General features: G+C 67.8%; 25 protein-coding genes. 12 read left to right on the top strand and 13 right to left on the bottom strand.

What is annotated here, in order from left to right; translation table 11 throughout:
* Positions 1-44: 44 nt before the first annotated feature.
* A complete protein-coding gene (locus AC1RR5_RS02710; RefSeq protein ID WP_492919553.1) occupies positions 45-437 on the bottom strand; it encodes a hotdog family protein in 393 nt (130 codons plus the stop codon).
* A gap of 112 nt (positions 438-549) precedes the next feature.
* On the opposite strand from AC1RR5_RS02710, the gene AC1RR5_RS02715 reads away from it, so the two are divergent.
* Positions 550-2,697: a protein-disulfide reductase DsbD family protein gene (locus AC1RR5_RS02715; RefSeq protein WP_492919554.1), complete on the top strand. Its 2,148-nt coding sequence runs from the start codon at positions 550-552 to the stop codon at positions 2,695-2,697.
* Positions 2,698-2,700: 3 nt separating this feature from the next.
* Here the strand turns inward: AC1RR5_RS02715 and AC1RR5_RS02720 are convergent, their stop codons facing one another.
* Positions 2,701-3,432 (bottom strand): DUF1353 domain-containing protein, encoded by a 732-nt coding sequence (locus AC1RR5_RS02720; RefSeq protein WP_492919555.1) that lies wholly within the window; start codon positions 3,430-3,432, stop codon positions 2,701-2,703.
* Positions 3,433-3,603: 171 nt separating this feature from the next.
* Between AC1RR5_RS02720 and AC1RR5_RS02725 the strand changes: the two genes are divergently transcribed.
* A complete protein-coding gene (locus AC1RR5_RS02725) occupies positions 3,604-4,209 on the top strand; it encodes a thioredoxin family protein (RefSeq protein WP_492919556.1) in 606 nt (201 codons plus the stop codon).
* Here the strand turns inward: AC1RR5_RS02725 and AC1RR5_RS02730 are convergent.
* Positions 4,206-4,700 (bottom strand): hypothetical protein, encoded by a 495-nt coding sequence (locus tag AC1RR5_RS02730; protein ID WP_492919557.1) that lies wholly within the window; start codon positions 4,698-4,700, stop codon positions 4,206-4,208. The genes AC1RR5_RS02725 and AC1RR5_RS02730 overlap by 4 nt on opposite strands.
* Before the next feature lie 105 nt (positions 4,701-4,805).
* Here AC1RR5_RS02730 and pgi point away from each other — a divergent pair, with 105 nt between their 5' ends.
* Positions 4,806-6,425: a glucose-6-phosphate isomerase gene (gene pgi, locus AC1RR5_RS02735; RefSeq protein ID WP_492919558.1), complete on the top strand. Its 1,620-nt coding sequence runs from the start codon at positions 4,806-4,808 to the stop codon at positions 6,423-6,425.
* A 16-nt stretch (positions 6,426-6,441) separates the two neighbouring features.
* On the opposite strand, the gene AC1RR5_RS02740 is transcribed toward pgi, so the two are convergent.
* Positions 6,442-8,499, bottom strand: a complete 2,058-nt coding sequence (locus AC1RR5_RS02740; protein ID WP_492919559.1) for a TonB-dependent receptor plug domain-containing protein — start codon at positions 8,497-8,499, stop codon at positions 6,442-6,444.
* Positions 8,500-8,689: 190 nt separating this feature from the next.
* Positions 8,690-8,974, bottom strand: coding sequence for a hypothetical protein (locus tag AC1RR5_RS02745; protein ID WP_492919560.1), 285 nt, complete (start codon positions 8,972-8,974; stop codon positions 8,690-8,692).
* Positions 8,975-9,795: 821 nt separating this feature from the next.
* Here AC1RR5_RS02745 and AC1RR5_RS02750 point away from each other — a divergent pair.
* The 6 genes from AC1RR5_RS02750 (at position 9,796) to hisG (ending at position 15,938) form a co-directional block, all read left to right on the top strand.
* The gene (locus tag AC1RR5_RS02750; protein WP_492919561.1) at positions 9,796-10,182 is read left to right on the top strand and encodes a DUF559 domain-containing protein; all 387 of its coding nucleotides are present in this window, start codon (positions 9,796-9,798) and stop codon (positions 10,180-10,182) included.
* 395 nt (positions 10,183-10,577) lie between these two features.
* Entirely contained in the window at positions 10,578-11,090 is a 513-nt protein-coding gene (locus tag AC1RR5_RS02755; RefSeq protein WP_492919562.1) for a KwaA family protein, read from the top strand.
* Between the two features lie 17 nt (positions 11,091-11,107).
* Entirely contained in the window at positions 11,108-12,097 is a 990-nt protein-coding gene (locus tag AC1RR5_RS02760; protein WP_492919563.1) for a Kiwa anti-phage protein KwaB-like domain-containing protein, read from the top strand.
* Between the two features lie 244 nt (positions 12,098-12,341).
* Positions 12,342-13,832 (top strand): histidine--tRNA ligase, encoded by a 1,491-nt coding sequence (hisS, locus tag AC1RR5_RS02765; protein ID WP_492919564.1) that lies wholly within the window; start codon positions 12,342-12,344, stop codon positions 13,830-13,832.
* A complete protein-coding gene (locus AC1RR5_RS02770; protein ID WP_492919799.1) occupies positions 13,792-14,967 on the top strand; it encodes an ATP phosphoribosyltransferase regulatory subunit in 1,176 nt (391 codons plus the stop codon). Before hisS ends, AC1RR5_RS02770 begins: the two co-directional genes overlap by 41 nt.
* Positions 14,964-15,938 carry an ATP phosphoribosyltransferase gene (gene hisG / locus AC1RR5_RS02775; RefSeq protein WP_492919565.1) on the top strand — a complete coding sequence of 325 codons (975 nt, stop codon included), beginning with the start codon at positions 14,964-14,966 and terminating at the stop codon, positions 15,936-15,938. Before AC1RR5_RS02770 ends, hisG begins: the two co-directional genes overlap by 4 nt.
* A gap of 437 nt (positions 15,939-16,375) precedes the next feature.
* On the opposite strand, the gene AC1RR5_RS02780 is transcribed toward hisG, so the two are convergent.
* Positions 16,376-17,500: an alpha/beta hydrolase gene (locus tag AC1RR5_RS02780; protein WP_492919566.1), complete on the bottom strand. Its 1,125-nt coding sequence runs from the start codon at positions 17,498-17,500 to the stop codon at positions 16,376-16,378.
* 113 nt (positions 17,501-17,613) lie between these two features.
* A complete protein-coding gene (locus tag AC1RR5_RS02785) occupies positions 17,614-18,621 on the bottom strand; it encodes a LysR family transcriptional regulator (RefSeq protein ID WP_492919567.1) in 1,008 nt (335 codons plus the stop codon).
* A gap of 43 nt (positions 18,622-18,664) precedes the next feature.
* Here AC1RR5_RS02785 and AC1RR5_RS02790 point away from each other — a divergent pair, with 43 nt between their 5' ends.
* Positions 18,665-18,994, top strand: a complete 330-nt coding sequence (locus AC1RR5_RS02790; RefSeq protein WP_492919568.1) for a nuclear transport factor 2 family protein — start codon at positions 18,665-18,667, stop codon at positions 18,992-18,994.
* Positions 18,991-19,779, top strand: a complete 789-nt coding sequence (locus AC1RR5_RS02795) for an SDR family oxidoreductase (protein ID WP_492919569.1) — start codon at positions 18,991-18,993, stop codon at positions 19,777-19,779. The genes AC1RR5_RS02790 and AC1RR5_RS02795 overlap by 4 nt, the downstream gene beginning before the upstream one ends.
* Positions 19,780-19,912: 133 nt before the next feature.
* On the opposite strand, the gene AC1RR5_RS02800 is transcribed toward AC1RR5_RS02795, so the two are convergent.
* Both AC1RR5_RS02800 and AC1RR5_RS02805 read right to left on the bottom strand, forming a co-directional pair.
* Positions 19,913-21,316 (bottom strand): glycoside hydrolase family 28 protein, encoded by a 1,404-nt coding sequence (locus AC1RR5_RS02800; protein ID WP_492919570.1) that lies wholly within the window; start codon positions 21,314-21,316, stop codon positions 19,913-19,915.
* A gap of 68 nt (positions 21,317-21,384) precedes the next feature.
* Positions 21,385-22,416, bottom strand: coding sequence for a winged helix-turn-helix domain-containing protein (locus AC1RR5_RS02805; RefSeq protein WP_492919571.1), 1,032 nt, complete (start codon positions 22,414-22,416; stop codon positions 21,385-21,387).
* 148 nt (positions 22,417-22,564) lie between these two features.
* Here AC1RR5_RS02805 and AC1RR5_RS02810 point away from each other — a divergent pair, with 148 nt between their 5' ends.
* Positions 22,565-22,780, top strand: coding sequence for a DUF4287 domain-containing protein (locus tag AC1RR5_RS02810; RefSeq protein WP_492919572.1), 216 nt, complete (start codon positions 22,565-22,567; stop codon positions 22,778-22,780).
* A gap of 22 nt (positions 22,781-22,802) precedes the next feature.
* Here the strand turns inward: AC1RR5_RS02810 and AC1RR5_RS02815 are convergent, their stop codons facing one another.
* The 4 genes from AC1RR5_RS02815 to AC1RR5_RS02830 form a co-directional block, all read right to left on the bottom strand.
* Positions 22,803-23,021, bottom strand: coding sequence for a hypothetical protein (locus tag AC1RR5_RS02815; protein WP_492919573.1), 219 nt, complete (start codon positions 23,019-23,021; stop codon positions 22,803-22,805).
* Entirely contained in the window at positions 23,018-23,527 is a 510-nt protein-coding gene (locus AC1RR5_RS02820) for a hypothetical protein (RefSeq protein WP_492919574.1), read from the bottom strand. The genes AC1RR5_RS02815 and AC1RR5_RS02820 overlap by 4 nt, the downstream gene beginning before the upstream one ends.
* A gap of 299 nt (positions 23,528-23,826) precedes the next feature.
* Positions 23,827-24,555 (bottom strand): LytR/AlgR family response regulator transcription factor, encoded by a 729-nt coding sequence (locus tag AC1RR5_RS02825; protein ID WP_492919575.1) that lies wholly within the window; start codon positions 24,553-24,555, stop codon positions 23,827-23,829.
* Entirely contained in the window at positions 24,555-25,658 is a 1,104-nt protein-coding gene (locus tag AC1RR5_RS02830; protein ID WP_492919576.1) for a sensor histidine kinase, read from the bottom strand. The genes AC1RR5_RS02825 and AC1RR5_RS02830 overlap by 1 nt, the downstream gene beginning before the upstream one ends.
* Positions 25,659-25,730: the final 72 nt, after the last annotated feature.

Here is a 25,730-nt window from a genome sequence, read left to right on the forward strand (position 1 = left end):
GGGCGGCGGGGCTTCGGCTCCGCCGCCTTTTTCTTTGTCCGGATCTACCGCGCGAAGATGCTGCGGGTCAGGCACGAGAAGACCAGGCGCCCGGCCTCGTCCAGCAGGTCGTGCTGGGCGATGACGATGCCCTTGCCTTCGCCGACGGGGTCCTTGCCCATCACGGTCATGCGGCCGCGCAGCAGCTCGCCGACGGGGGGATTGCGCATCCAGCGCAGGGCGTCGACGCCCAGGCGCTTGGTCTGCGGCCAGGCGGCGCTGGCCTCGCCGTCCAGGCGGGTCCAGATCGCGAAGACCATGCCGTCCGGCGCCCCGTTCTCGACCGGCCAGCCCGGCGCGAAGGCGGCGATGAAGGCTTCCAGCGCCTTCTCGTCCACGGCCCGCGAGCCCAGATTGACGACCTTGCCGATCTCGATGTCGTCGAAGGCAGCGGGCATGGGCGGCTCCGGTTGATTCCCTAATCGACTGTCGGCCGCGCCTTGACCATTGTCGAGCCGCCGTTAGCGGGCCATGTGTTCGTCCGCAGTCGTTTCTTCCCCGGACCCGCGCATGTTCCTCAAGAGAGCCGTCCTCGCCCTGCAAGCCTTGCTGGCGGCGACCTTGCTGGCCGGAACCGCGATCGCGGGACCCGTGGTCAATTCCGGGCACATCGAGTCCGAGTTGATCGCCCAGGAGAGCGGCATCGCGCCGGGCGGCACGATCTATGTCGCCCTGCGCCAGAAGATCATTCCCGGCTGGCACACCTATTGGCGCAATCCCGGCGACGCCGGCGAGGCGACCAAGATCGCCTGGACCCTGCCGCAGGGTTGGAGCGCCGGCGACATGGTCTGGCCGACGCCGCAGAAGGCCAAGCTGGGCCCGCTGCTGGACTACGCCTATGAGGGCGAGGTCATCATCCCAGTGCCGATCAGCGCCCCGGCCAACGCCCAGGTGGGCACGACGATCAGCCTGAACGCCGCCGTCCAGTACCTGGTCTGCGAGCAGGTCTGCGTGCCCGAGGACGCCAAGCTGACCCTGCTGCTGCCGGTGGTGGCCGGCGCGGCGGGCGCCGATCCCCAGTGGGGCAAGGTCATCGCCGACGTCCTGGCCAAGGCCCCCAAGCCCGCCGGCCTGAAGGCGGTGTTCAAGCTGCACGGCGCGAGCCTGAAGCTGGCCGTCACCGGCGGTCCGCTGAAGGGCGCCGACATGGCCGGAGCCTATTTCTTCCCCTATTCGCCCAAGGTCATCGAGCACGCCGCAGAGCAGGTCATCGATCGCGGCCCCGAGGGGCTGACCCTGACGCTGAAGCCCGGCTACGACTTCGTCGGTGGCGGCACGCCTCCTGCCGAACTGCAGGGCGTGATCGCGACCAAGGCCGGGGCCTGGGAGGTCACCGCCACGGCAGGCGAACCGCCCGCGACCGCCGCCGGCCTGGGCGCGCCGCCGGCCGAGACCGCGCCGGCGTCGACGTCGGGCGGTCTGCTCGGCGCGCTGGCCTTCGCCTTCCTGGGCGGGCTGATCCTGAACCTGATGCCGTGCGTCTTCCCGGTGCTGTCGATGAAGGCCGCCAGCCTGGCCGGCCACGCCCACGACGCCGGCAAGACCCGCCTGCAGGGCCTGGTCTTCCTGTTGGGCGTCGTGGCGACCTTCCTGGCCCTGGCCGGCCTGCTGCTGGCCGTGCGGGCCGGCGGCGCGGCCGTGGGCTGGGGCTTCCAGCTGCAGTCGCCGCTGGTCATCGCGGGCCTGGCCTTGCTGATGCTGCTGGTCGCCCTGAACATGTCGGGCGCCTTCGAGATCGGGACCTCGGTCCAGAACGTCGGCAGCGGCGCCTCGGCCAAGGGCGGCGCGACCGGCGCCTTCTTCACCGGCGCCCTGGCCGTGGTGGTGGCCGCCCCGTGCACCGCGCCGTTCATGGCCGGCGCCCTGGGCTATGCCCTGACCCAGCCGACGGTCATTTCGCTGGCGGTGTTCCTGGCCCTGGCCCTGGGCTTCGCCGCCCCGTTCGTGGCCGTGGCCTTCATCCCGGGCCTCCTGAAGCTGCTGCCGCGTCCCGGCGCCTGGATGGACGTGCTGAAGAAAGGCCTGGCCTTCCCGATGTACGGCGCGGCCCTGTGGCTGGTCTGGGTGTTCGCCCAGCAGTCGGGTCCGCTGTCGCTGGCGCACCTGCTGGCCGCCGGCGTCCTGGCCGCCTTCGGGGCCTGGCTCTACGGCCTGGCGCAAGCGCGCCGCGCCTCGGGCAAGCCGGCCGTGGTCTCGATCCTGGTCGCTCTGGTGTCGCTGGGCCTGGCCTTCACGATCGCGACCTTCGGCGCTTTGCACGCCGCGCCGCCGACCGCCGCCGCCTCGGCCGAAGCGCCGTCGGGCCCTGGTCTCGCCGCCGAGGTGTGGTCGCCCGAGAAGGTCGCCGAGCTGCAGGCCGCCGGCCGTCCGATCCTGGTCGACTTCACCGCCGCCTGGTGCGTGACCTGCCAGGTCAATGAGAAGGTGGCGCTGTCAGGCGCCAAGGTCGCAGAGGCCTTCAAGGCCCAGAACGCCGTCTATCTGAAGGCCGACTGGACCAATCGCGACCCGCTCATCGCCAAGGCCCTGGCCGACTTCAACCGCGTCGGCGTGCCGCTGTACGTGGTCTATCCGAAGAGCGGCGGCCAGCCGGTCATCCTGCCCCAGCTGCTGACCGAAGGCCTGGTGATCGAGGCGATCGAGAAGGCGGGGGCCTAAGCCCTATTTCTTCTTGTCCCCGCCGAACGGCAGCTTGTCCTTGACCTTGTCCAGCGGGGTCTTGGTCACGACCAGCGGCGGCGGGATCACCGGGGTCTCGACCTTGATCGGATAGGCGCGCCAGCCGGTCTGGATCAGGGCGTTGAAGCCCTGGCACCGGGGCAGGTAGCGGACCATGCCGGTGCGCGGTTTGGCGAACGGCGCGAACTGCATGAGGTTCTGGCGCTTGGGATCCACGAACCGCCAGTCGGTCGGCAGGCCATAGCCCTTCTCGCCGCCCAGCCGCACGGCCTGATAGGCCAGGTTGGCTTGGAACGGCGTCACCCCGTAGCGGATCATCGCCCGCAGGAAGATGGCGTCGGCCTCTTCGCGCCTGCCCGGTTCGCCGATCGTGTAGAGCCAGTCGTGGACGATGGCCGCCCGCGCCGTCGGACCCTGCGGATCGACGAAGCCCTGGCCGTACCAGGGCACGCTGGCGAAGTCGGTGACGTACCAGCGCGGCACCACGATCACCTTGCCCGTCTCGACGTCGCAATAGGGGAACTCGGCGTCCAGGGTGAACAGCTTGCGGCCGTCCTTGGTCTGGTTGAACAGCATGATCGGCTGCGGCGTCAGCGAGCTGGGCGGCGTCGGCGCGACGACGGGCACGAAGACCGTGGTGTTCGTCTCGGTGGCGCAGGCCGCCAGGAGCAGGCCGGAGCCGATGACGGCGGCGAGGGTCTTGGTGCGGGACATTGATCGAGGAGGGCAGGGGAGGATGCAGACGTTCTGGGCGTCTGGCTCCCTTGGATCAAGCAAGAATGGCGAAGTTTCGGCGGTTGCGGCGATCCGTCCTGCGACTGTTTCGCAGATCGACGATCTATGAGATGGTCTCGGCGGGGGAGCTTTCTGGTCTGGAGAACCGACATGTCGATCACTCGCCGCCTCGTCGCCGCCGGTCTGCCGTTGACCGCGCTCGTCCCGACCTTGGCGCACGCCAGGCCGGCCCCCGACTTCACCGCCGTCGACGCCGACGGCAAGGCTCGCTCGCTGTCGGAATTTCGCGGCAAGACCGTGGTGCTGGAGTGGGTCAACGAGGGCTGCCCCTATGTTAAGAAGCACTACTCCGGGAACATGCAGGGCCTGCAGCAGGCCGCCCGCAATGACGGCGTGGTGTGGCTGACCATCGCCTCGTCGGCTCCCGGCAAGCAGGGCTATTTCCCGAACGGCGCGGCCGCCAAGACCTGGGCCGACAGCAAGGGCGCCAAGCCGACGGCGGTGCTGCTGGACTCCGACAACAAGGTGGCCACGCTCTACAAGGCCAAGACCACGCCGCACATGTTCGTCATCGATAAGACCGGCGCGGTCGTCTACGAGGGGGCCATCGACGACACCCCGACCAGCAAGGTCGAGGACCTGAAGACCGCCAAGAACCTGGTCGCCGCCGCCCTGTCCGACGTCAAGGCCGGCCGCAAGGTCGCGACGCCGTTCGCCGCGCCCTATGGCTGCGCGGTGAAGTACAAGGACGCTTAAGCCGCCGGCTGCGGCGGCGCGGTGATCACTTCGACATTGTCGTTCAGCAGATAGACCATGTCGCGCAGGGCCAGGTCCTGGGCCTTGATCGTCGTGGCCGCGCCGACGGCGGTGAGCTTTTCGGGCAGGTCCTGGCTGATGCCGCGCAGGATGCACTTGAGGTCGTCGACCGCGCCGCGCTCCTTCAGGGTCACATGGCCCTTCATGTCCAGCGCCGACAGCTCGCCGATCTTGGTCGAGAAGCCGTCGAAACCCTTCAGCGGCTTGGCGGCGGCGGTGGGATCCGTGCCGGCCAGGGCTTTGCGATAGGCCTCGGTCTGGGTCTTCAGCTGGTTGGCGCGCTTGACGATGTCCTGGAACAGCGGCTCGCCGGCCACCGACTGCGGGACGGTCGGCTGTTGCAGCACCGCCGGGGCGGGGCCAGCAGCCCGACCTGGATTGAACGAAGCCATCCAGAGCATGGCGGAAAAGGCGACGGCGTCACAGGACATGGGGGACTCCCGCAAAAAACGTCATTGGTCTGCCATGACGTGGCGGCAGCCGTTTGATAAGCCCCGTTCTGTAAACAGCGATTTACCAAACTTGAGGATGCCCGCATGGCCGATCTCGACACCGCCTGGACCCGCCTGGAAGACGCCGCCAAGGCCGCCGGCGAAAAGCGCATTGTCGAGTTCTTCGATGCCGAGCCAGGCCGCCTCGACGCCCTAACCCTGGACGTCGCCGGCCTTCACCTGGATCTGTCCAAGCAGGCCTGGGACGAGGCCGGCCTGGAAGCCGCGCTCGACCTGGCCCACGCCGCCGACGTCGAAGGCGCCCGGGCCCGGATGTTCGGCGGTGAGGCGATCAATTCGTCCGAAGGCCGCGCGGTTCTGCACACGGCGCTGCGGGCGCCTGCCGACGCCGACTTCAAGGCCCTGGGCCAGCCGGTGATGGCCGATGTCGACGCCGTCCGCCAGCGGATGAAGGCCTTCGCCGACGCCGTCCGTTCTGGCGAGATCAAGGGCGCGACCGGCAAGCCGTTCAAGGCGATCCTGCATATCGGCATCGGTGGCTCGGACCTCGGCCCGCGCCTGCTGTGGGACGCCCTGCGCCCGGTGAAGACCCAGATCGACCTGCGTTTCATCGCGAACGTGGACGGCGCTGAGTTCGCCCTGACCACGGCCGACATGGACCCGGAAGAGACCCTGGTCATCGTCGTCTCCAAGACCTTCACGACCCAGGAGACCCTGGCCAATGCCGGCGCCGCCCGCGCCTGGTTGGTCGAGGCCCTGGGCGAGGAGGGCGCGAACAAGCACCTGGCCGCGATCTCGACCGCGCTGGACAAGACCGCCGCCTTCGGTGTGCCCGACGATCGCGTGTTCGGCTTCTGGGACTGGGTCGGCGGTCGGTATTCGCTGTGGTCCTCCGTGAGCCTGTCGGTCGCCGTCGCGGCCGGTTGGGACGCCTTCCAGGGCTTCCTGGACGGCGGCGCGGCCATGGACGAGCACTTCCGCACCGCCTCGCTGGAGAAGAACGCGCCGGTGCTGGTCGCCTTGGCCCAGATCTTCAACCGCAATGGCCTGGACCGCCGCGCCCGCTCGGTCGTTCCGTACTCGCACCGCCTGCGCCGCCTGGCCTCGTTCCTCCAGCAGCTGGAGATGGAGAGCAACGGCAAGTCGGTCGGTCCGAACGGCCAGCCCGCCGCTCGAGGCACCGCCACCGTGGTGTTCGGCGACGAAGGCACCAACGTCCAGCACGCCTACTTCCAGTGCATGCACCAGGGCACGGACATCACGCCCATGGAGCTGATCGGCGTCGCCAAGTCGGACGAAGGCCCGGCCGGCATGCACGAGAAGCTGCTGTCCAACCTGCTGGCCCAGGCCGAGGCCTTCATGGTCGGCCGCTCGACCGAAGATGTGGTCGCCGAGCTGCAGGGCAAGGGCGTCTCCGAGGCCGAGATCGCCACCCTGGCGCCGCAGCGGACCTTCGCCGGCAATCGCCCCTCGACCCTGGTGGTCCTGGAGCGCCTGACGCCTCGCACCTTCGGCGCCCTGATCGCCCTCTATGAGCACAAGACCTTCGTCGAAGGCGTGATCTGGGGGATCAACAGCTTCGACCAGTGGGGCGTCGAGCTGGGCAAGGTGATGGCGAACCGCATCCTGCCCGAACTGGAAAGCGGCGCGACGGGCCAGCATGACCCGTCGACCACGGCGCTCATTCAGCGGCTACGCAAGTAGCCGCCCAAGAGGCCTATCAGAAGGTCTTCCGCACCCGCAGGCTGACGAACGTCCGCGGGTTGATCTCGCGATCCTCGACGAAGGCCACGGCCCGGTTCGGGGCGCGATCGGCGAAGACCGTGCGGCGGATCGTGAAGTCGTCCCACAGGTTCAGCTGGGCGCGGATCGCCAGGGTCGGGGTCGGCTTGTACTCGGCGAAGGCCTCGTAATAGGCCGAGCCGCGCCAGACATTGGTCTGGTCGACGTCGTACGTCCCCTGGCCCAGCAGCGGCAGCCAGTTGATGCCCCACTGGGTCTTGTACTTCACGAGATCCTGGGTGAAGCCGATATTGGCCTGGGTCGGACGGATGCCCGAGATCGGCCGGTCCTTGCCCGTCGTCGGGTCCTTCACGTGGGTCTCGTTCCAGTCGTTCTTGAACGTGAAGCGGCCGCCCTTGATGCCGAACTTGTCGGTCGGGATCACGATGTTGACCGACAGCTTGTCCAGCGTCGCGTCGCCGATATTGCCCGTCGCCGACAGGCCGCCCGGCAGCGGCAGGCGGTCGATCACGCCGATGATCTCGTCGTGGCGGTACGCGACCGAGACGATGCCCTCGCCCCAGAAGCGGCGCTCGTAGCTGACTTCCGAGATCCAGCGCTGCTCGGGCTTCAAGTCGACATTGCCGCCATAGACGGTGCTGTCGTCCAGGTCCGACGAGGCGGCGAAGTCGCCGAAGTCCAGCTGGCCCAGCTCGCGCTCGAAGCGGAAGCGGAACTGATTGTTGGCCTTGGGCGTCCAGGTCGCCAGGAAGCGGGGCTTGGCGTAGAAGAAGCTCTCCTTGTTCGACGCGTCGCCCGACTGCTTGATGGTCGACTTCTCCAGGCGCAGGCCGCCTTCCAGGGTCAGCTTGGGGTTCACCCGCCAGGTCGCCTTGGTGAAGGCCTCGCCGCGCAGCTCCTCGACTTTCACCGACGCGCTGGGCAGGGCCACGCCGACGCCGCCCACGCTGTAGGCCTGCTTCACGTCCAGCATGTTGTAGGCCAGCTCGCCGCCGACCTCGATCGTCAGGGCCTTGGAATATTCGTGGCGCACCAGGCCGCGCACGATCGACTCCGAGCTGTCGCCGTCGGCCACGAACCGCTGCTGGGCGTCCTTGACGCCCGACAGGGTCTGGTCGCTGGTCGAGACGTTGTCGAAGTTCTCGAAGCTGTGGATGGCGCGGGTCTCGAGGTTCCACTTCGGGGCCAGCGGCCGGGTCCAGGTCAGACCCAGTTCGCCCGAATGGCTCTCCTCGGCATAGGCGCTGCGGCGGAAGGCGACGGGCGAGCTCAGCTCCTGCCATTCCTGCCAATCGTTGACGCCGTAGCGGGCCGTGGCCTCCAGCTTGCCGCCGGCGACGGGGCCGGTGTAGTTGCCGCGGATCGAGCGCCCGCCGCCATAGCCGTCATTGATGAAGGCCTCGTCGCGGATCAGCTTGCCCGTCCCGTCGTGGCGGACATTGCGGCCGACGCCGTTGCTGTCGCTGCTGCCCATGCTGTCGCTGAGCGTCACGCCCCAGCTCTTGTCGCCATTGGTGGCGGTGAACTGGTAGCTGCCGCCGTAGATGTCGTGGCCGCCGTCGAACAGCATCGAATTCAGGGTCAGGATCTGCTGATGGCTGACGCCCTTCTTCAGCACCACGTTCACGACGACCGCATAGCCCTGCATGTCGACGCCCGGGGCGCCGCCGCGGATCAGCTCGATGTGGTCGACGCGGTCGGCCGGGGTGCGCGAGAGGACGTTCGAGCCGGTGTCGTTCTTGGACGCCGGCCGGCTGCCGTTGATCAGGATGTTGCCGACCGCGCCCTCGAAGCCCCGGGCCCCCGAGCCGTCGTCGACGTCGAAGCCCGGCACCCGGTCGACCATGTCCAGCGCCGTGTTCGGGCGCTGGGCGGCGAAGAAGTCGGGCTGGAACACCAGCACCCCGGTCGCGGCCGGCGCGGCCACGGGCGGCGCGGCGATCTGTTCCGGCGTCTGGGTCGTTTCACCGGCGTGAGCCGCACTGGCGAATACGATTGCGGCTGCTGTGGCCAGCAGAGCGGTCTTGGTCATCACTGTTTCCCCTCAGTGCGGAGAGGTCTGGACGCCGGAACCGTTCATCTCAAGTTACAAGCCGGAAATGTGGGTTACTTCGTTGTCAGATTACAGCGGGTTCATGTTTCTAGACCGCTCCGGCATGGTGGAGCATGTGGATAAGTCTGGCCCCGATCCGGGTTTGACTTAACAATTCGTGTATAGGGAAACATTACTTGGCTCGCCGTCGTGCTTCGGTCACCAGTCGGTCCAGCACTGGCGTGCGGCTGGGCGCCAGCAGGTCGGCCCGTGCCTCGGCGAAGATCCGCCGGTTCTCGGCGCAGCTCGCCCGCATCCGCGCCAGCTCCTCGGGCGGAACCTTGTCGGCCAGCGCCTCGGCCTCGCGCGCCATGCGCTCGGTCAGGCGCTCCAGCGTGTCGTAGTGGTCGAGCGCCCAGCGGGTGGTCGAGACGACGTGGTGGGGGCGCTTGCGGCGCGGGGGCTTGGACTTGGGCATGGGGGGCTCCTCAGGTGAAAGGACCCTCCCCCCAGCGGGGGAGGTCTCGGCGCAGCCGACGGAGGGGGAAGAAGCCGGCTCGGCAGCACTTCCCCCTCTGGCCTTCGGCCGCCTCCCCCGCTGGGGGGAGGGTCTGGGACGCACGGCTTCGCCGCTTCACGCGGCCTGGCCGCTGAAGGTGATGGGGAGGCGACGGAGCGGCCGGGCGAACCCGGAGACCGTAAGGTTTGTTGTGTTTCGGCTCGCAGACCGCTCCGCCAGGCTGTTCTTGCCCGTGAGGATGGGAGGCGTGAGCGTATTTCAGCTCGGGTCCCCACTAGCCCCCGGACGGGCGCGGACCAAGTCGATCGGCTACATCCGTCTCGACCCCGACGATCCACGATAGGCGGCTTATACGATCACCGCCCTGTCGCTCCGCTGATGGCTTTGACCCCGGACGACCTGTCACTCGCGTGCGATCCTAAAGAGTAATCCACGCGACCTGACGAAACCGCTCGGGAACCGCCAGCGGCCCCGCTCAACCTAACCCCGCCGCCGTTTTGGGCCGGATCCAAACGCCCTCCCCCGCGACGGGGATGGCTATGATTGTGCGGCGGTTCTGAACGCGGATCATTCAGCGGCGTCTAAAATCGACAAGCAGTTGATTTTGCTGGGTTCGAGATCGCGAATTCCGAGGATAGAGGCCGCTCAATCCCCATGCTTCCCTTCTCCCCTTGCGGGAGAAGGTGTCGGCGAAGCCGACGGATGAGGGGTCGATAACCCGTTCCGCCCCCACCCAAAGGCGCTTGCATGCCGCACAATGTTCCCATTATGTTCGCGTCATGGTTGATCACGCTCGCCAACTCGCCTTCGCCCGCCGTCTGCGCCACGACCCGCCCGTGACCGAACGCCTGTTGTGGAAACTCCTTCGCGATCGCCGCCTGGGCGACCTCAAGTTCCGCCGGCAGCTCCCGATCGGCCGCTACGTCGCCGACTTCGTCTGCCTGCGCCACCGCCTGATCATCGAGGCCGACGGTCCCCACCATGACGCGTCCGCCACCGACCCGATCCGCGACGCCTGGCTGCGCGGCCAAGGCTTCCGCGTCCTGCGCTTGCCCAACGCCGAGATCCAATGCCGCCCCGACCACGTGCTAGGCCTGATCCTGCAAGCCGCCGCCGCACCCCCTTCTCCCCTTGCGGGAGAAGGTGGCCGCGAAGCGGCCGGATGAGGGGTCGATAGCCCTGTAAGCCGCACCCAGCCCCAGCCGCCCTACGCAGCGGCGCCGTCCTTCAACCCCTCACCCGACCCGCTTCGCGGGCCACCCTCTCCCGCAAGGGGAGAGGGGCTCCGCCGCCCGACCTCCCCGAGGTCGGCGCGCGCCTCAAATCTCTTGGAGGCTGCAGCGTGCAGGGCTGATCAGGTCAGTCAAGGACGACGCTCGCGCGTCGCCGCCCGGCGGGCGGTCCTTGAGTGACCTGATCAGCCCTGCGATCGTCTCGCCGTGAGATTTAAGGATCATTCTGCTTCCTCCCTTTCGAGCAAAGAGAGGAAGCAGAGCGTTGCGTCCGAAACAGTCGTGACGGCATGCTTAGATAACTTGTCGCTTGAAAGGGGGCGGTTGCGATGTCTGGCCTGTTTCGAGCCCTTTTCCTCTTTAGCTCTTTTGGCCCGCTGTACGCGGTTTTGGGACTGGGTCTGACGATTCAGAAGCTTCCCAAGGCTGCTTTTTGGGCGTGGCTGGCATGTGCAATTTCGATCGCGGTGTTTTTCTGGCTGTGTCGTGGGTTTAAGTCGGGGCCTGTCGTTCATTTGAAAGTCGAGGTCCAGGGGCAGCTAGATGAAAGTATTCTCAGCTACCTGATCGCGTATTTGCCGCCAATTTTGATTGATAACTTCAAGTTACCAGAAAAATTTGTGCCGGCTGTAGCCTTCTATATCGTCCTCATCACGCTTATGACGAGGATAGATACACTTTATGTAAATCCGTTCTTTATTGTATGCGGGTATAAGATTTTCCGCGTGAAGCTCGAATCGGGTAGGTCTGTGATCTTGATTACGCGCAAGCGTGAGATCGCTAGTGGTGAAGTGCTCAACTTGCATGAGCTCGATTCTTCGCGTTTATACTTCGGAGATTAATTTTACAGAGAGCAATCATGGCTCTGGTCGATGATGGATATGCTGCATTAGGTGATCTCCGCCGAGCGATGAACGCGGGCGAGGAGATGGGATTTCACGTTTTCCTCAACGTGCGACCTAGCAGGCAAAGGCGCGAGACTTGGTATCGAATTAGTTTAGCTCGTGAGCTTTCTGTCCAACTAGCCGACGCTGCGCGGCGAGTTTTCTCTGATCTTGAAGCTGCCGCTGCTGGCGAGCAGAATCTGGGGGAGTTCGACTTCGACTCCATGGTCGGGGGCAACGTTGGCGTAATCAACTTGCGCGACGCGGAAGGGCTTGGTGGATGGCTAGATGCTTTGCCATTGCCGGACTTCCCTACAGTTTTTGACGGTGACGAGGAGGTTCTCGGGCGGGCTAAGTTCTACGCCTTCCGATTAACACTGCCCGACGGCCGTACTATTCGCGCGTTCCGAGGACGCTCAGGCCTCGAGATTGCTGCGCGGAAGCGAAACGCCGTAGCGGCGGCATTTCATCGTGACACCAATCAAATGGTGCCAGTTGATGGTGCGGTAGTAACTTTTGATCAGAACGTCGACTTCTTCGAATGGGACGGGTTACTTTACGTCGCTAATATACGATCATTTGAATCTATAACGAATATAAGAGAGATAACGGTAGCTAAGGCGCACGACGCGGTGGAGGCGCTGGCAGCGCGCTTCGATCTTGGTGATATCGATGCTCTGAAAGTCCATGTGCAACAAAGGACGCGGCTCGGAAAGCGCTTGGCTTCAGCGCATAAGCATGGTCTTGCCGCCGATCTTGATCCTGCCGAGATTGAGAAGCTGATTGGCGTCCGGAAGTTGCAATTTAAGTGCGAGCAGGACGGCGGGCGTCTGAAGTTTGATCTCGATCACGCTAATAACAGATCAATCGAAGACTTTGTTGATCTGGTCAGTGATGTATTTTTGACGTCACCAGTTACGCGAAGAGACTGGGAGGCTCTAGCAAAGAGGCCCCCGCGTCGCTAGGCACGAGATCCGTGATCTTGAAGCTGCGTGGCCCCTTCCCCTCTCCCCCCTCATCCGCTAAACCCCCCACCGCAATGACCCGCGCACCGCACCACCACGGCTGCCACCACCATCCGACCTCGCCTCGCGGGATCGGCCGGGTCCGTTCGCTCTAAGCCAGCGACCCAGCCAGAGCCCCGCCTAGCGGATGGGGCTTATGCGCAAGCGCCATCCGTCGAAGCCTTGAAGATCTCAGGACCGACGAATGACCACCGACTCCACCACGCCCGACACCGAAGAGACCTTCCGCCCCGAAGCCCGCGCACCGCGCGGCTTCGCCGACAAGCGCGCGCGCGACCTGCGGGCCGAGCGGGCGATCCTGGAGGCGGTGTCGGCGGTCTATGAGCGCTACGGCTTCGAGGCTCTGGACACCGGGGCGTTCGAATATGCCGACGCGCTGGGCAAGTTCCTGCCCGACAGCGACCGGCCCAATGAGGGCGTGTTCGCGCTGCAGGACGATGACGACCAGTGGATGGCGCTGCGCTACGACCTGACCGCGCCGCTGGCGCGGTTCGCGGCGCAGAACTGGGAGACCCTGCCCAAGCCGTTCCGCCGCTACGCCTTCGGGCCGGTGTGGCGCAACGAGAAGCCGGGGCCGGGGCGCTTCCGCCAGTTCATCCAGTGCGACGCCGACACGGTGGGCTCGGCCCGTCCGGAGGCCGACGCCGAGATCATCGCCATGGCGGTCGAGGGGCTGGAGGCCGCCGGCCTGCCGCGCGGCGCGGCGGTGCTGAAGATCAACAATCGCAAGCTGCTGAACGGCCTCTTGACCTCGGCGGGGGCCGAGAACGCCGGCCAGAAGCTGGCCGTGCTGCGCGCGGTCGACAAGCTGGATCGCCTGGGCGTGGACGGGGTCCGGCTGCTGCTGGGCGAGGGCCGCCTGGACGAGAGCGGCGACTTCACCAAGGGCGCGGGTCTCAAGGGCAAGGCGATCGACTCGGTGCTGGATTTCGTGTCGGCCGGGGCCGGTGGTCGCGCCGCGACCTTGGACAACATCGCCAAGGTGATCGGCGGCTCGGCCGAGGGTGACGAGGGCCTGCTGGAGCTGTCGCGGATCGACGCGGCGCTGACCAGTCTGGGCATCGCCGACGACCAGGCCTTCATCGATCCGTCGATCGTCCGGGGGCTGGAATACTACACCGGCGCGGTGTTCGAGGCCGAGCTGCTGCTGAGCACCACGGACGAGAAGGGGAACAAGGTCTCGTTCGGCTCGATCGGCGGCGGCGGTCGTTATGACGACCTGGTGGCGCGGTTCACCGGCACGGCGACCCCGGCCACGGGCTTCTCGTTCGGCGTCACGCGCCTGGCGGCGGCGCTGCGGGCGGCGGGCCGCGAGCCGGGCGGCGTGGCGCGCGGGCCGGTGGTGGTGATCACCTTCGACCAGGCGCACATGGGCGAGTACTTCTCCGTGGTCGGACAGCTGCGCGCGGCGGGCATTCCGGCGGAGGTCTATCTGGGGACCTCGGGCATGAAGCCGCAGATGAAATATGCCGACCGTCGGGGCGCGCCGGCTGTCGTCATGCTGGGCGGGGACGAGATCGCCGCCGGCACGGTGACCATCAAGGACCTGGACGCGGGCCGCATGGCCGCCCAGGGCCTGGCCGACAACGCCGCCTGGAAGTCCGAGCGCCCGGGCCAGCAGACCATCCCGCGCGATCAGCTGGTCGCGGCGGTCCAGAAGATCATCGGGGGCTAATCACGTGAGGCTCGAGCGTTCCATTCCGGCGGAGGCGCTCGACGCCATCCGCGCTCCCCTGCTGGCGGCCGGCGCCGTGGCCACCGACGCGCCGGTGTTGCAGCCCCTGGGCCTGCTGCTCGATTTGACCGGCGAGGCCATGCGCTCGCGGCTGTTCGTCGTCTCCGGCGACGGCGGCGAGGAGGCGGCCCTGCGGCCCGACTTCACCGTGGCCGTGGCCCGGCAACACTTCTCGAATGGCGGCGGGGCGGGGCGCTACCGCTACGAAGGCAAGGCCTTCCGCGTCGCCCCGCGCGGCAGCGACCGCGCCGAGGAGTTCCTGCAGCTGGGCGTCGAGGCCTTCGAAGCCGGCGACCCCGTGGCCGCCGACGCCGAGATCGCCGCCCTGGCCTGGGCCGCCTCGGCCGCTGGCGGGCGTGAGGACCTCAGCCTGATCCTGGGCGACGTCTCGCTGTTCGCGGCCTTCGTCGACAGCCTGGACCTGGCGCCGCCCCTGGCCGCCCGCCTCAAGCGCGCCTTCGCCAAGCCGCGCCAGCTGAAGGCCGAGCTGGACGGTGACGTCGCCGCGCCCACCGCCGAGCAGTCCCGCATCGCCTCTCTGCTGGCCGGCCTGCCGGAAGCCGACGCCGCGCAGGTGCTGCAAGAGCTGTGGTCCCTGGCCGGCATCGAGCCCGTCGGCGGCCGCCGCCCGGCCGAGATCGCCCATAGGCTCGTGGAACGCGCCGAGGCCGCCAAGGCCGGCCGTCTCGACCCGGAACAGGCCGCCAAGGTCCGCGCCTTCCTGGCCGTCTCCGATCGTCCGGACGCGGCGCTGGACGCCATTGCCGCGCTGGCAGGTCCGAACGACACGGCGCTGAAGGCTGCCATCGCCGGCTGGCGCGCCCGCCTGGCCGGCATGGCCGCGCGCGGCGTACCGTTGGAGCGCGCCACCCTGGCCGCCGCCTTCGGCCGGGCCTTCGGCTATTACGACGGCTATCTGTTCGAGGTGCGCTCGTCAGCGCTCGGCGACGAGCGGCCGCTGGCCGCCGGCGGTCGCTACGACGGCCTGCCCTCTAAACTCGGCGCCGACGCCGACACCGGCGCGGTGGGCTTCATGGTCCGTCCGGCGCGCGCCTATGCGGGAGGCGGCGAATGAGCGGCCCCCAAGACAAGAATGGTCCGATGATCTTCGCCATCCCCTCGAAAGGCCGCCTGAAGGACCAGGTCGAGGCCTGGCTGGCCGACTGCGGCTTCAAGCTGGAAATGACCGGCGGCGCGCGCGGCTATTCGGCCGAGCTGGCCGGCCTGCCCGGCGTCTCGGTGCGGCTGCTGTCGGCCGGCGACATCGCCGCCGGCCTCGACAGCGGCGACCTGCACCTGGGCGTCACCGGCGAGGATCTGCTGCGCGAGCGCGGCGACGACATGGACAGCCGGGTCATGCTGCTGCGGGCCCTGGGCTTTGGTCGCGCCGACCTGGTGGTGACCGCGCCCAAGAACTGGCTGGACGTGGATACGATGGCCGATGTCGACGAGGTCGGGCACCTGCATCTCGCCAAGACCGGCCGCCGCCTGCGCGTGGCGACCAAGTACGTCACCCAGACCCGGGCCTTCTTCGCCCGCCACGGCGTCGCCGACTACCGCATCGTCGAGAGCAGCGGCGCCACCGAGGGGGCTCCGGCCGCCGGCGCGGCCGAGCTGGTCGTCGACATCACCACCACCGGCGCGACCCTGGCCGCCAACGGCCTGAAGATCCTGTCGGACGGCGTGATCCTGAAGAGCCAGGCCCAGCTGACCGCCTCGCTGATCGCGACCTGGTCGGCCGAACAACTGGGCGCCCTGCAGCGCATGCTGTCGGTGGTCGAGGCCAAGGGCCGGGCCGGCAAGCTGGCGACCCTGGTCTGGCCGGCCGAACAGGACACGGCGGGGCAGTCGGCCGTGGCGGCCTTCGTCGCCAAGGGCGGCTCGCGCCGCGCCAACGGCGCCCTGCTGGCCACTGGTGACCTTTTCGACGCCGCCGCGGCTTTGGCGGCCGCCGGGGTCGAGCCGGTGACCGTGTCGCGTCCGGACTATGTCTTCGAGTCGCGCTCGGCGGTGCTGGATCGCTTCGCGGAAGCTTTGCCAAAGTAAGTTTTGACATATCTGTCAAATATGGACGCGGAATCCGGGGGTATCTTCGACTTCCGCGTCCAAACTACGCCTCTCGCGTCAAAAATTCGTCCAAACCTTTGCGAAAAAGGGATTTGCCGCGTTGACACCGTCATGAATTTGACGTTTCTAGACACTGCAAGAGCGAAACGAGCCCAAAGAGAGCTCCCGTTCTTCGGCGTTTCGGGGAGGAAACGCCCGCCTAGATCGAATGATCGAGAAAATAGCCAGCCCGTCGCGATTATCCCCCGCGGCGGGTTTGGTGTATCTGGGCCATGGCTCAGTTTTTTGACGAAAGAGTCAAAATAGGCCGGGCGGGCTGGAAGCGCTTCCAGATAATCCGGCATGCGGCGCGAGCATCCAGGGCCTGAGCGACATTCGTCCGGTGCGCCCGATCTGCTGCTGGCCGGCCCCACGTCCTACTTCCGCACCGCGCGCGCCTCGGCCCCGTTGACGTAGAAGATCATCGTCCGAGGCGGCCCCGGGCCCGGGTCGAAGGTGATCCGCGCATCGACGCCGTGGATGTAGAAGCGGTCCAGGGCCAGGGCATGGATGTTTGCCGGCGGAGCGCCATCGACTTCCAGCAGCACGCCGTCCTCGTCCTCGCCGATGACCACCTTGCGGCCGTCCGACAGGAGGTAGGTCCCGAAATAGCGCTCGGTCTGCGCGCGCGTCAGGGCGATCGGCGAGGGATGCCGGATGGGTTGTGCGCGCGGCAGCAGGAACGGCAGCGCCGCCGACATCACCAGTGGATAGTACGAGATGTGGGTTTCGCCCTCGAAGGCCCTGGTCTTCAGGGCCAGGCGCTCGGGGGCGGTCGACAGGGCGGCGGCGATCTTCTGCCCGCCGTCGACCATGTAGGGCTCTTCCTGGGCGCCCCAGGCGACGAACACCTTGCGGCCCGGCGCCCGGGCGGCGGCTGTCCGGAGGCGATCGATCACGCTCGGGTCGGCCCACAGCGACGGGCTGGTGATCAGGTAGCCGGAAAAGGCCTCGGGGCGGTCGGCCAGCATGTTCGCCGTGAAGATCCCCGACAGCGAATGACCAAACAGCACGGCGGACTTGGGATCGAGCGGATAGCGGGCCTCCATCAGCGGCTTGAGCTCTTCCAGCAGGAAGGCCCGAAACGCCGCTCCGCCGCCGCCCTTGGCCACCGTGCCGTCGGGCCGGGTTCCGGGCGCGAACAGCAGGTCGGTCTCGCGCGTGGACGGGCTGCCGGGTGGGTAGCCGATGGCGATCACATAAGCCGGGGCCATCGCGCCGGCGCCGCCCAGCAGCCAGCCCGTAGGCCCGGCGATGTCGTATCCGCCGTCCAGCACGTAGATCGCCGGAGCGGTCTGGCCTGGCAGGATCGGCGGCGTGCCGGGCGCGGTGACCTGCACTTGGAAGTCGCGACCCGCCTTTTCGGAATGCACGATCAATTGCACCGCGCGCCTCTGCGGCGCGGGACCTTCGGACACGACCCGCAGAACGGTCGGGGCCGCCAGGGCCGGAAAAGCCAGCGCAAGCGCGGCCAGGGTCACGAGGGCGTTTCGGATGCTCATATTGCCCTTGCATTCGCTGGCGACGCGCAATGTAGATTACGGGTGTAATCTGCTGTCAAGATCGACCCATGGGCGAGGTTGAACGCGCGGCGGCCGACGGCTTGTCGCGCGCCTCACCCTATCGAAGGCCTTGGGGCGTCACCGGCTCCGCTATGTCGCCGCGCGAAGTCGACGAACGCCTTGAACGCGGCGGTCGGGTTGCGCCGGCTCGGATAGTAGAGGCTCAAGGGCGACAGGGTGGGCGTCCAATCCTCGAGCACGCGCACAAGCCGGCCGGCCTCGATGTCGTCTCGCACGTCGGACTCCATCGCCAGGGTCAGGCCGACAGAAGCGAGGGCGGCGGTGCGTGCGAGGCTCGCCTCGTCGAGGGTGACGGCGCCCTCGACGTCGATATTGACCGACTGTCCATCCTTCTCGAACGGCCAGCGGTAGATCGCGCCATTGGGAAGCCGGACGCGGAGACAGGAATGCTTGGTCAGGTCCTGGGGGATCACGGGCGTCCCGTGTGCTTTCAAATAGCTCGGCGCGCCCACCACGACATTGCGCCGCGCGCCGCCCAAGGGCAGCGCGATCATGTCGACGGGCACGAAGTCGGTGCTCCGGACGCCGAAGTCGAAGCCGCCCTCGACGATGTCCACCAGGCGACCTTCGGTGACGATGTCGATGTGGACCTGCGGGTGCACGCGCAGGAACGGCAGGACGAGCCAGGAGAAGATCTCCCGCGCCGCCGTGGGAAAGGCGTTGATGCGCAGCGTGCCGGAAGGGGCGACCCTTTGGGAGCGCGCGATCTCCATCGCCTCGTGAATGTCGCGCACGGCGGGCGCGACCTGCGCGACGAACTGCTGGCCCGCCTCCGTCAAGGAGACGCTTCGTGTCGTGCGGTTGAAGAGCCGTACGCCGAGCGTGCGCTCCAGCTTTCCGACCGCATTGCTGAGCGCGGTCGTCGAGACCCCCAGCTCGATCGCCGCCGTGCGGAACTTGCCCCGCCGGGCGACCATGAGAACGGCGTCCAGTTCTGTCAGGCTGCTTTGCGTCATTGTCCCGATTTTCGCGATGAAGCGTGCCGATTTGCCCTGATTATCACGTAAGTCAGCCGTCGCTACCTTGAATGGCAGGCGCATCCCAGCCGCCCCGGCTGCGACCGCCGCCATCAGGACAAGAACGATGTCGCTCGACCTTCCATCCCCGATCGCCGCGTATGTGGCCGCGAATGCCCGCCTAGACGCCGACGGCATGCTTGAGCCCTTCGCCGCCGACGCCGTCGTTCGCGACAACGGCGCGGTTCTTCGGGGCCACGCCGAGATCCGGTCGCTGTTTGACGAGGCCGTGGTCCCCGTGAAGGCGATCTTCACCCCGGACACCGCCCGCCACGAGGACGGCCAGGTCGTCGTCGAAGGCCCCGCCCATGGCGACTTCAAGGGCAGCCCGATCCGCTTCACCTACCGCTTCACGCTCGAAAACGACGCCATCACGGCCTTGGAGATCACGGCATGACCAGCAAGGTTGATCCGACCGAGTTCGCCGGCAAGCGCGTGCTCGTCAGCGGCGGTTCCAAGGGCCTGGGCCGCGCGACCGTCGACCGTTTCCTGGCCGGCGGCGCCCGGGTGATCACCGCCGCCCGCGGAACCCTCGAGCCCATCGACGGCGTCGAGTTCGTCCAGGCGGACCTGACGACGGCGCAGGGCGGGGAAAGCTTCGCCAAGGCGGCGCTCGAGCGTCTGGGCGGCATCGACATCCTGGCCCACGTGATCGGCGGCTCGTCCACGCCGGGCGGCGGCTTTGTCGCCCTGACCGATGATCACTGGCTCTCGGAACTGAACCTGAACCTGCTGGCCACGGTCCGCCTGGACCGCCTGCTGGTTCCGCAGATGATCGCGCGCGGCGCCGGCGCGGTGGTGCACGTCACCTCGATCCAGTCGGTCCTGCCGTTGCCGGAGGCGACCACGGCCTACGCCGCCGCCAAGGCCGCGCTCAGGACCTACAGCAAGTCGATCTCCAAGGAGCTGGGCCCCAAGGGCGTACGGGTCAACGCCGTCTCTCCTGGCTGGATCATGACCGAGGCGTCCGTCGACCTGCTGAAGCGTCTGCAGGCCGCCAATGGCGGCACGATCGAGGCGGCGCGGCAACTGGTCCTCGACAGCCTGGGCGGCATCCCGATCGGGCGTCCGGCCGAGCCGCATGAGATCGCCGACATCATCGCCTACCTGGCCTCGGACCGCGCCGCCGCGATCCACGGCGCCGAGTTCGTCATCGACGGCGGCACGGTGCCGACCGTCTGATGGCAGGGACGCGTCCACGCTTGGCCCAGCTGGCCGGAAGGCCGTCGCCCTTAACGCCTGCCTTCCGGTCAGATGTTGCAACGCGATAGCCGCGCCACAGCGATCAAGTCGCGGCAAACAAGCGCTCACGGGCCTAGGCCCGCGAGAACCCCTTCACGGCGACATTGTCCACGGCCTGGCCGGTCACCGTGTCGACCGTGACGCGCCGCAGCGAGACGTCCCGCACGGGCAGCTGCGGCTCGCCCTTGATCTGGCAGACGAACCGGGCCTCGCCCACCCGCACGTCGCTGACATGCAGGCCCTGGATCGGCGTCAGGCGGCGCTCGTAGGTCGGGACCAGGGTGCGCCACTGGTAGAGGACGTCGGTGTCGACGGCCAGGACGGCCCCGGCGATCCTGGCGGCCGAGACGTTGGACAGGCAGATGTTGCGCACGAAGCCGCCGCGCCGCGCGTTGGTCTTCACGAACAGGATGTTGGCGATCGGCACGGCCCAGCCGTCGGCGCCCTTGCCGTCGCCGGTGAAGTGGCAATTGTCGACCAGCACGTTCTCGACCCCGCCCGACAGCTCGCTGCCGATCGCCATCAGCTGGTGGCCGTTCTTCACCTGGCAGTTACGCACCACGACGTTGCGCGACGGGACGCCGAGGCGCCAGGCGTCGAACTCGCGCCCCGACTTGACCGAGATGGCGTCGTCGCCCTGGTCGAAGACGCAGTCCTCGATCAGCACGTTCTGGCTCATCTCCGGATCGACGCCGTCGTTGTTGTGGCCGTGGGCGACGATATCGACGCCGCGGATCACCACGTCGCGGCACAGATAGGGATGGAGGGTCCAGAAGGGGCTGTTGCGGATGCGCACGCCCTCGACCAGCACGTGGCGGCAGCGGTTGAACTGGATGAAGTGCGGCCGCAGGTTGGCCTCGCCCGTGGTCATCTGGCGCTGCTCGATCGGCACGCCCTTCACGGCCATCGTGTAGAGGGCGACCAGCGCGTCCATGTGCGGCTTGGGGCGCTTGTACCACAGGCTCCAGACGTCGAGCCGGGCCTCCAGCGTTCCGCCGCCGGTGATGGCCACGTTCTCGCAGCCATAGGCATAGACCAGCGGCGAGTAGTTGTAGCACTCCAGCCCCTCCCAGCTGGTCGGGACGGCCGGCAGGTAGTCTCGCGGATCGCTGGAGAACCGCAGGGTCGCGCCCTTGGCGACGTGCAGGTTCACGTGGCTCTTGAGGTGGATCTTGCCGGTGGGCCAGACGCCGGCGGGGACGATGACCACGCCCGCGCCGGCCTGGTGGGCGGCGTCGATGGCCAGGGCGATGGCGCGGCTGGTCAAGGCCTGGTCGCCCTGGACCGCGCCGAAGTCGGTGATCGGGAAGGGCCGGGCGGCGCGGAAGTCGGGGACGCCGATCGCGGGCATGTCGAACGGTGCGGCGGGGCGCGTCGTGGTCAGCGGCGACCGGCGCTGGGCCAGGCCGGCGCAACCGCCCAGCAGCGGGACCAGGGCGGCCGAGCCCAGGACATGGCGTCGCGAAACCGCGCTCACGATCATTCCCCCACTATGTGGATTATTATCTCTATAAATGGGAGCTTATCGGCCGATGGGCCGGAAAGTCAAAGCGTGGGACGCGCGCGCTCGACCAGCAGCATCGCTCCGACCAGGCCGGCGGCGAACAGGGCGCCTTCCAGGGTTCCGGTGACGGCCCGGCCGAGCGGGCCAAAGCCGGGCTCGCCGAACAGGCCGCCGATCGCCGCCAACTTCAGGCGGGAGTCCGGGAAGCTGCGGGCCAAGAGGTCCAGGCTGCCACCCAGCAGGCGTCCGCCCAGCAGCGGGATGGCCAGGCCCGCGACGCCGCCGACGCCGGCGGCCACGGCGATCCGGCGCGGCAGACCGCCCGAGACCTTGCCGGCCAGCCAAGCGCCTAGGCCGACCACGCCGCCCAGCAGCACGCCCTCGCCACCGCCGGTGATGCCCTGCGGCGCGTGGCCCAGCAGCAGGGTGAAGGCGTCCAGGCCCAGCAGCTTGACGGCCGCGCCCACGACGAGGCCGCCGATCGCCCCGCCGAACGGCGCGCGCCACCAGGGTCGGCCGGGCGCGAACTCGGCCAGGGCGATGCCGAACGCCACGCCCGCCCCGCCCAGCAGGGCGACCAGGACGGTGACGCACAGCAGGACGGCCAGGGCCGAGACGCCAGTCTGGGCCGCGCCCGCGAAGCCATAGGCCAGGCCGCCGATCGCGCCGGCGGCGACCGCGCCCAGGGTCCCGGCGCCGCCAAGGGTCAGCACGCGGCGCCAATCGGCGACCGGACGATCCGGCGCCGGAGCATCCTCCGCCTGGATCGGCGCGATGAAGCGGTAGCCATGCTTGGGCACGGTCTGGATCAGCCGTGGCGCGCCGGCGTCGTCGTCCAGCAGCTTGCGCAGGGTCCGGACGCACTGGGTCAGGGCTTCGTCGGTGACCGGAACACCGCGCCAGACCTCGTCCAGGAACCGTTCCTTGGTGACCAGCCGGCCCTGCTCGCGGACCAGCAGCGCCAGCGCGTCGAAATAGCGGGCGTTCAGCGCCACGACCACGCCGTCCCGCGCCAGCCGGCGGTCGGCCAGGTCCAGCGTGAAGCGGTCGAAACGGTAGCTGTCGCAAGCCAAGAGCGGCGAAACCTCAGGGGCTTTCGCGCCGATGCGAAAGCCGAAGCGGCAGACTCTTGCATGGACGCGGGAAAGGCAATGCGCCGCCCGTTGCGGACCCCGCGCGATCAAGGCATCAACGGGACCTTGGAACCGATGGGAGACCTCGATGGCCGACGACAAGGTGAAGGGCCCCGCGTCCTACTTCCCCTCGATCGAAAAGACGTACGGCCGTCCGATCGCGGACTGGAAGACGATCGTCCGCGCCGCCTATCCGGCCAAGCACATGGACCTGGTGGCGGTCCTGAAGACCGACCACGGCCTGGGACACGGCCACGCCAACGCGATCGTCGCCCATACCTTGGCCGAGGATGGCTTGAAGTAGGGCGACGAGGCGGCGTCGACGTCTAGTATCCTGGGCAGATCCCGTTGAAGGTCAGCTTGAACAGCAGGCGCTGATCTTCGCTCGTGAGCCGCACGAGGTGAGGGAACTCCGCGAAGTTCCCGTGTTCACGTTCCGCGCGGTACACGACCTCATGGTCGGGGTCGTTTTCGTCCAGCCACACCTTGACGTCAGACCAGCCAACTACGGCGTCGTGGGTCAGTTCCAACTCGAACCCGGTCATGCCGCGTCTAGCCAGGCCACGGCGTTATCGGCATCGGTGTCTTTGTCCAATCGAAGGGCTTTGGGCCGGGAGGAGGTGGGGCGCCAGCGACCGCCCTGGATCGCCTCCCTGGAGACAACGAATTCCACCGACCAGGCGCCGCCGTTGATGGTGACGAACACCTCGATGGGGTTTTGGTCATCGATGCCGACCGTTGCGCCCTTGAAGTTAAGCGCGTTGCGAAGTTCGCTGCCGTTCATCGACTTGCGGAAATGCCGCTTGGCGAAACCCCGCGCAGCCTTTTCGAGGCGGACGAACGGTGGCTTTACGGGTTTCGGCCGGTTGGCGCGCGCCGCGCGCCTTGCGTTGCGCTTTGCCTCTTCCGCATCGACCTCGGCGCGGAATTCAGCTCCGCGCGTCCGATAGTTCGCAGACGTTTCGCCCGGCTGCGGCGGTGGAACCTCGACGCCCTTGTAGGTCGTCTTGGTCTCGTAGATCGACGCCGACGGTGCGTCGAAGATACTCATAGGCTCAGTCATGTTCGTTCGTTCCACTGGGTTAGCCGCCGGGCGAACGCACACGATTGCGGCCCATCCGAAACGGCGATGGCAAATAGCGTTATAAAATATGGGGCAAGTATTTTTCGGCTCGACCAATAGCGAGCAAATACGGCCTTAGTCTGTAGTGGGATTAGGCGGATTTACAAGAAGAATCTGCGGCAGTTTGGTTAACTGCACCTGTGATGTCTCGGGGCGGGCTCGGACCTGCTCGGCGTTGCTCAGGGTCTAGACCCTGAGCATGACCTCGATCCGGCCCTCGCCTCGCCCTACTCCGGCGCCGCCAGGCTCAGCGTCTCTATGACCTGGAAGGCGTAGGTCGAGCCGACCGGGACCTTGATGTCGTCGGCGAGCACGACGGCAGTGATCGCGCGGCCGTGGCCCTTGACCTCGCGGACGCGGCTGGCGCGGACGAAGGCCGAGCGGTGGACGCGCAGGAGGCCGGCGCCGCGCAGCTCCTTTTCCAAGGCCGACATGGTCGAGCGATGCAGGTAGCTGCGGGTCGAGGTGTGCAGCAGGACATAGTCCTTGGCCGCCTCGATCCAGTCGATCTCCGACAGCGACACCCGCACCGAGCCCGTCCGGGTCTGCACCCAGATGGCGCGGCCGTCGATCATCGGGTCGGCGGGTTGGGCGGACTTCTCGCGCCGGCGCTTGGCCCGTTCGATCGCCTGGCGCAGCCGGTCGAAGCGGACGGGCTTGAGCAGATAGTCCAGCGCCTCGACCTCGAAGGCGTCGGCGGCGAAGATCTCGAAGGCGGTGACGAAGACGATCTCGGGGCGCTGCTGGATCGGCAGCAGGCTGGCCACCGTCAGGCCGTTGAGATCGGGCATCTGGATGTCGAGCAGCACCAGGTCGGGCCGCAGGTCGCTGATCGCCGCCAGGGCGCTCTCGCCGTCGCTGGCCGAGCCCGCCAGCTCCACGCCCGGGATCTGGCGGATCAGCACCTCCAGCCGCTCCAGGGCGGCCGGTTCGTCGTCGACGATCAGCACCCGCATCACGCCGCCGCCTGGCTGGCGACGCCGCTGAGCGGCAGGCGCAGGACGACGGTGAAGCCCGGATCCTTGGGCTGCGCCACGAGGACGCCGCGCGGACCGTAGAGGACCTCCAGGCGCTCGCGGATGGCGGCCAGGCCGATGCCGCTGCTGGGCGCGGGCAGGCTGGAGCTGAGCGGGCGGGCGTCGTCGGAGACGGTGATCACCAGGTCGCCGTCCCGCGCCTCGATGCGGATGACCAGGCTGACGCGGTTCCGGCTGCGCGAGACGCCGTGCTTGATGGCGTTCTCGACCAGGGGTTGGAGCACGAAGCTGGGGACCTGGGCGTCGCGCAGCCGCTCGGGGCAGACGATCTCCATCGACAGGCGCTCGCGGAAGCGTTCGGCCTCGATCTCCAGATAGGCCTCGACCGTGCCCAGCTCGTCCTCGAGGCTGATGAAGGCGCTGGCGTCGGTCGACAGGGTCATGCGCAGGAACGAGGCCAGGCGGGCCAGCATGGCCTCGGCGTCGGCGACGCGCTGGGTGACCACGGCCGAACTGACGGCGTTCAGCGTGTTGAACAGGAAGTGCGGGTTCAGCTGGTAGCGCAGCGCGGCCAGGCGCGCGGCCGTCGCCGTCGCGCGGGCCTGGGCGGTCTGGCTCTCGGCGAGGACGAGCTGTTCCTCGCGGCGGTGCAGGCGGGCGCTGAACTCGATCAGCATGGTGGCGGCCACGAAGATCGCGAACATCCAGCCGAAGAAGATCGTGTTGGTGACCGCGCGCAGGGCGACGTAGCTCAAGGGGCGGGGCGGCGTCAGGCCGGTCTTGGCCAGGACCAGGCCGCCCAGGCCGTCGATCAGTCCCAGCAGCAGGGCGGCGACGACCGCGCCGATCACGGCCGAGACGACATAACGCCTGGGGGTGTCCTGCGACGGACCCCGCAGCCCTTCGTACAGGCCCGCGCAGAGCAGCCAGCCGCCCACGATGAAGATCGCGACGGTGACCAGCGCGCCGGGCGTGACCCCGCCGCTCGCCAGGGCGGGGGCCAGCAGAATCGGAATGTTCACGATCCAGAGCAGGGCGGCGATCGCCCAGGCCCTCGACCGTGGAGCGGTCGGAAGTTTCATGGCGCTCAGCCTAGCAAAGCCCGGGGGGCGCGCCCATCGCGGTCCGTCGTCCCAAACCCGGGGTTCGTCGAC

The sequence above is a fragment of the Caulobacter sp. GW821-FHT11E11 genome (genome assembly GCF_058808315.1).